We start from the raw sequence: 5,657 nt of genomic DNA, 5'->3' as shown, positions 1-5,657 counted from the left end.
GCCTCTCAAACATCTCCTGGGCTTCATCAAGTCTGCCGATTTCAAAGAGCATCTGCCCCAAATTAAAAAGGCTCTCTTCGTGGAAAGGATCAGTATTTAAGGCCTCTTGGTACCAGGATTCGGCTTTATCCAGCTGGCCCAGCTGGTGATAGGCCACTCCCAGGTTACAGGCATAAGCCGGAAGCTTTCTCTCCAGCCACAAATCCTGAAGCAGGGGGATGGCCTTTCGGGGTTCTCGATTGGCCAGATAGTATTCGGCCAGTTTTCCGCGCCAGAGCTCCTTGCCCGAGATGGAGGCCAGCCTCTTTAGGCATTCTATGACCCCGTCAAAATTGCCTCGAGCATCTTCTACTGCCATTTTAATGTGCCAGAAGCTTTCATCCCCTGGAAAGTCTTCCAGGGCCCGGGATACGTAGCGGTCTATAAGGTCAACGTCTATCTCCTGGCCTTCCGTAACCAGGTGTTTCATCACCTGGGCATAGTTTTTCTCCGTCCTGGAGTGGGAGATAAGGGCGTCAAAATACTGCTGGGCCCTTTGTTTGTCTCCAAGCTTTAAGGCCGAAAGGGCCATAAGGAGAAAGGCGTGGATATGTTTGCCGATAGAGTAGATGAGATAGGCCTTGTAAGGAAGATGGTCCTTGAAACCAACTTTGAGCTGTTGGTTATAAAATGAAAGTTTCTTCAGGAACAGCTCCCCCCATTTGATCGTCTCTGGAAAGTTCTTTTCCATAAAGCTGACATAGGTAAGAATCCAAAGACTATCTACGTAATTAGGATCCAGGGAGAGGCCTTTTAAGGCTATTTCTTTGGCGCGCTTTAGGTTTCGGATGTTAAGGTAGGCTGCAGCTGTAGCATAAAAGGCATTTATGTAAACCGGCGGAAAATTTCCAGTTTTTTCCAGGAGTTCAATTAATCTTTCACCATATTCTGTTGCTCCGGCCGGGCGTCTACACATGTTGTAGATATTGACTAAATTGAAAAGGGTAAAGAGATTCTCGGGGTCCTCTTCGAGCTGTTTGTGGAGAAGCCCAGCTGTGCGCTGAAACTTTTTCTCTAGCCCGGCCTCATCAAGGTCGTATCCGTAGTGATAAATGGTCAGATCTACCTCAGCCGCCGGTCCTTCTCCTATTAGCTGGTTGTGAACAAAGCCTTCGTAGCGAAAGCTCCCGTCGTTTACGAACATCCGGAGAGATTTCATGGCCATCCGGGGCTCGCCATTACGGTTTTTATCCACCACCGTGAGGCGTAGACACCGGACCTGGGGAGGGATAGAGGCCATGACTTTTCGGAAGTTCTTGGCCGAGATCGGGTCAAGTTCTTCGTCGGCATCCATTATTAGGATCCAGTCTCCCGTAGCGTAGGAGATGGATTGATTTCGGTGAAGGCTGAAGTTGTTTTGCCAGGGATGGAAATAGACTTTGGCCCCGTATTCTTGGGCAATCTGGGGGGTCCGGTCGGTTGAGCCGGTGTCAACAATGACTATCTCATCGACTACATTTTTGACACTTTCCAGACACCGCGGAAGGTTTTCCTCCTCATCTTTGACAATCATACATAAGGAGACTTTCGGCCGCAAACGCTTGTTTGCCTTGGGCATTTGTCCCTCCTCAAAGCCCTGGTTAGGGACATTTTTCTTTCTGCCTGAAAGCAACTTCTATTCCCAAGAAAAAGTCTCCATGTGGCATGGTTTTTGGTTATCTTGATCCTGGATACTTTGAGCCAGACAAAAAGATCCCCTGTTTTGGGACAAACAGAGGGGGTAGCAAAATTGATTGGTATAATTGGAGCCGGCTATTGGGGTAAAAACCTTATCCGTAACTTCTATTCTCTTAAAAGTCTTTTGTCCGTTTGTGACCGAGACGGGGAAAACCTTTCCCAGATCCGGCAGAAATTTCCCGGGATTAAGACCACCCTTTCCTTTACAGATCTTCTCTCTGACCCGGATATAAAAGGCATTGTCGTTGCTACGCCGGCCGAGCTTCACTATCTTCACGTCAAAGAGGCCCTTTTGGCCGGCAAAGATGTCTTCGTGGAAAAACCCCTGGCTCTGGATCTCAATCAGGCCCGAGAGTTGGTGGAGCTTGCCCGTTCAAGAGGGCTCATCCTTATGGTGGGGCACCTTCTTCAATACCATCCGGCCTTTAGGAAGCTCAAGGAGATGGTGACCACAGGGGAGCTCGGGCGTATTGATTACATTTATTCTAACCGGCTCAACCTAGGTAAGATTCGACGTGAAGAGAATATCCTTTGGAGTTTCGCTCCCCATGACATCTCCATGATACTTTCTCTGGCCGGGGAGATGCCAGAGGCGGTCTTTGCTACCGGTGGCAATTATCTTCATCGTCAGATTGCCGATGTGACCACGACCCATCTTACTTTTCCCAGTGGCCTTAAAGCCCATATATTTGTCTCTTGGCTTCACCCTTTTAAAGAGCAGAAACTGGTAGTTGTCGGGGAAGGGAAGATGGCTGTCTTTAATGATACTGAACCCTGGGGCCGGAAGCTCCTTCTCTACCGGCACTCTATCTCCTGGAAAAACGGAATCCCGGTTCCAATTAAGGCCGACCCAGAGATTATCGAGGTCAGCGAGGCAGAGCCTTTAAGAGAGGAATGCCAGCATTTCCTGGAGTGCATTCGACACCGCACCCCTCCCCTTACCGACGGTCAAGAGGGTTTAAAGGTCCTTTCCATCTTGGCTGCGGCTCAAGAGTCCTTAGAAGAAGAGAGATTCATCTACCTTCGCCGCAATGGGGCTAACAAGGGCTATTTTATCCATAAGACCGCAGTCGTTGATCCTGGAGTCGAGATAGGGGAGGGGACCAAGGTTTGGCATTTCTCCCACATCCTTCGAGGAAGCCGGATCGGGGACGGGTGTGTCATTGGTCAGAATGTGATGATTGGCCCAGATGTGACCATTGGTCGGAGATGCAAGATCCAGAATAACGTCTCTGTTTATAAGGGGGTCACCCTTGAAGATGAGGTTTTTGTCGGCCCCTCGGCCGTCTTTACCAATGTTATTAATCCTAGAGCCTTCATCGAACGTAAAGACGAATTTCGTCCCACTCTGGTCAGAAAAGGGGCCACTATCGGAGCCAATGCCACTGTTGTCTGTGGGGTGACTATCGGAGAATATGCCATGGTTGGGGCTGGGGCTGTAGTTACTAGGGATGTTCCTCCTCACGCTCTGGTTGTGGGGGTCCCGGCTAGACAGATCGGTTGGGTATGTTGTTGCGGGCTGAAGCTGGAAGATGCTTATCAAAGGTGTTCCCATTGTGGCTTTGAGCTCAAGGCTCAGAGAGATCTCAAGGAGGGAGTCCGTTGATCCTAATCACTGGAGCTCTTGGTTTTGTTGGCCATAATCTAATCCTTAAGTTACTTGAAAAAGGGCGAGATTTCTGGGCTACGGATATCTGGCCTCAGGAGAAGGCGACTGAGCAGATAAAGGCCGAGTTTCCTTACGAAGAACTTGATATCATCCGGCTAGATGATTTAGAAAGAATCTTTTCTCGTCTTCGCCCTGAGTTTGTGATCCATCTCTCGGCCCATTCTCTGCCGGCCTCTCTTAAGGAACCCATAACCAACGCTCAGGTCAACATAGTCGGAAGTCTTAATCTTTTGGAGGTTGCCCGGAGGTATCAGGTCAAAAGGATCATTTTTGCCTCGGCCTCCTCGGTTGTTGGCACGGTCCTTAAGAATCCGGTCTCCGAGGATCATCCCTGTAGCCCCAAGACTCCTTACGGGGTAGCCAAATATGCTACCGAGCATTATCTGCGCGTTTTTAGGGAGATTTATGGGCTTGATTATCTGGCCTTTCGTCTCTTTAACGTCTACGGTCCGTATCAAAGGCCAGAGAGTGGGGCCCTTGTTCCTGTAGTGATGGACCGGGTTGCCCGGGGACAGGAGGTCTTTGTCTTTGGGGATGGTTCAGCGGCCAGGGATTTCATCTTTGTAGACGATGTTATAGATTTTTTCCTCAAAGCCCTTGAGCTTTCGAATCCCCCCTATCGTCTACTTAATCTGGGTACCGGAAGGCTTACGTCTGTCTCTGAGATCATCCAAAAGATCGGCCAAGTGGTAGGCAGAAGGCCCAAAGTGGTGAGAAAAGACCCTCGTCCGGGAGAAATTGCCAATTTCTCAGCCGATGTTACTAGGCTAGGCCAAGTCTTTGGAGAGGTTCCGGCTAAAGAGCTTGGGTACGGGCTTGAGAAGACCTACGAATGGTTAAAGAGGGAGGTCCTTGGTGGATGAAAAGATCTTTTTGATGCGTCCGGTGATTGGGCAAGAAGAGCGCCTCTTAGTCGAAGAAGTTTTTGCCTCGGGTTTTCTGACTGAAGGGCCCAAGGTTGCTGCTTTTGAGGAAAAAGTGGCGGCCTATCTAGGGGTAAAGCACGCTGTGGCCACCACCTCCTGCACTACAGCCCTGGAACTGGCCCTTTGGGTCTTAGGGATTGGGCCTGGAGACGAGGTCATAGTCCCTGACTTTACTTATCCAGCCACGGCTCTTGCCGTCTATCGTCTGGGAGCGACACCGGTCTTGGTCGATGTGGATCTCCGCACCTATAATATCACCTCTGAGGCCATCAAAGAGGCAGTCACCCCTCGGACAAAGGCCGTTGTCCCGGTTTCACTTTTTGGGCAACCATTGTCCCAAGATGTTTATGAGACTTCTAGAGAACTTGGTCTTTGGATTGTTGAGGATGCCGCCTGCAGTCTTGGAGCGGCTATCGGGAGCCGAAAGGTGGGAACCCTGGCCGATATGACTTGTTTCTCCTTCCATCCTCGTAAGGTGATCACCACCGGAGAAGGGGGAATGGTGGTTACCGACAACGATCAATGGGCTGATAAGATTCGGGCCCTCAAAAGATTCGGCCTAAAGAAGACAGACTCAGGCTTTCGTTTTGTTGAACAGGGAACGAACTACAAAATGAGCGATGTTCAGGGGGCTATAGGGCTGGCTCAAATGTAGAGACTTGAGCAAATTCTCTCCCAAAGAATAGAAAAAGCCTTTTTTTATCAGAGGTTACTTGACGATCTTGAAGGAATTTCTCCCCCGTGGGTTATTCCAGGGGCGAGACATATATTCCAGACTTTTGCCTGCCGGCTTGAAAATCCTGATAATAGGGATGCTTTGCGGGAGTTTTTGGCCTCCAAAAACATAGAGACCCAGATAGGGACATTTGCCCTTCATTTGGAACCTGCTTTTTCCAATAGTCTCCAACCTAAAAAATTATCTAATTCAGATATTCTTTATAGAAGCCTCATCGCTCTGCCTTTGCATTATCGTCTGACGGCCGATGATCAGAGACAAATAGTGACTCTGATTCAAGAATTTTTGGAGAAGAGACAATCTTAGTATGTGTGGTATTCTTGGAGCCCTTTCTCTAAAAAATGCTCCCTTGAGGAATATAGATTTTAAGTTTTTAGTAGATATTCTCGAACATCGAGGTCCTGATGATAGTGGTTTTGTTTTTATAGATTCCGGGCGTTTTAATCCACGAGGCTATCTTATTTGGGAAACTTTTTCAGAAAGTCGCTTTTCACATCTATCTCCCTTGTTACCTCTTATGGATTCTCCTGCCGGGCAAAAGGCTGTAAATCAAGGACAGTGGGATGTTTTTTTAGGCCATAGACGTTTGGCGGTAATTGATGTTACTTCT

3 protein-coding genes and 2 pseudogenes are annotated in these 5,657 nt (G+C 48.8%); 4 read left to right on the top strand and 1 reads right to left on the bottom strand.

Going from position 1 to position 5,657, the window contains the following annotated elements:
- The coding region (locus tag ACXJJX_RS05300; RefSeq protein ID WP_456432905.1) for a tetratricopeptide repeat-containing glycosyltransferase family 2 protein at positions 1-1,597 on the bottom strand (1,597 nt) is incomplete at its 3' end.
- 171 nt (positions 1,598-1,768) lie between these two features.
- Here ACXJJX_RS05300 and ACXJJX_RS05295 point away from each other — a divergent pair.
- The 4 genes and pseudogenes from ACXJJX_RS05295 to ACXJJX_RS05280 all read left to right on the top strand — a co-directional run.
- Entirely contained in the window at positions 1,769-3,322 is a 1,554-nt protein-coding gene (locus ACXJJX_RS05295) for a Gfo/Idh/MocA family oxidoreductase (RefSeq protein ID WP_456432903.1), read from the top strand.
- Entirely contained in the window at positions 3,319-4,248 is a 930-nt protein-coding gene (locus ACXJJX_RS05290) for an NAD-dependent epimerase/dehydratase family protein (protein WP_456432901.1), read from the top strand. Before ACXJJX_RS05295 ends, ACXJJX_RS05290 begins: the two co-directional genes overlap by 4 nt.
- 13 nt (positions 4,249-4,261) lie before the next feature.
- Positions 4,262-5,353 (top strand): annotated as a pseudogene (locus ACXJJX_RS05285) (DegT/DnrJ/EryC1/StrS family aminotransferase).
- Between the two features lies 1 nt (position 5,354).
- Positions 5,355-5,657, top strand: a pseudogene (locus tag ACXJJX_RS05280) (asparagine synthase (glutamine-hydrolyzing)); the annotation flags it as partial.

This window comes from Thermosulfuriphilus sp. (assembly GCF_054026695.1).
The sequence above is the reverse complement of the archived record's forward strand: the minus strand, read 5'-3'. Positions and strand labels throughout refer to the sequence as shown.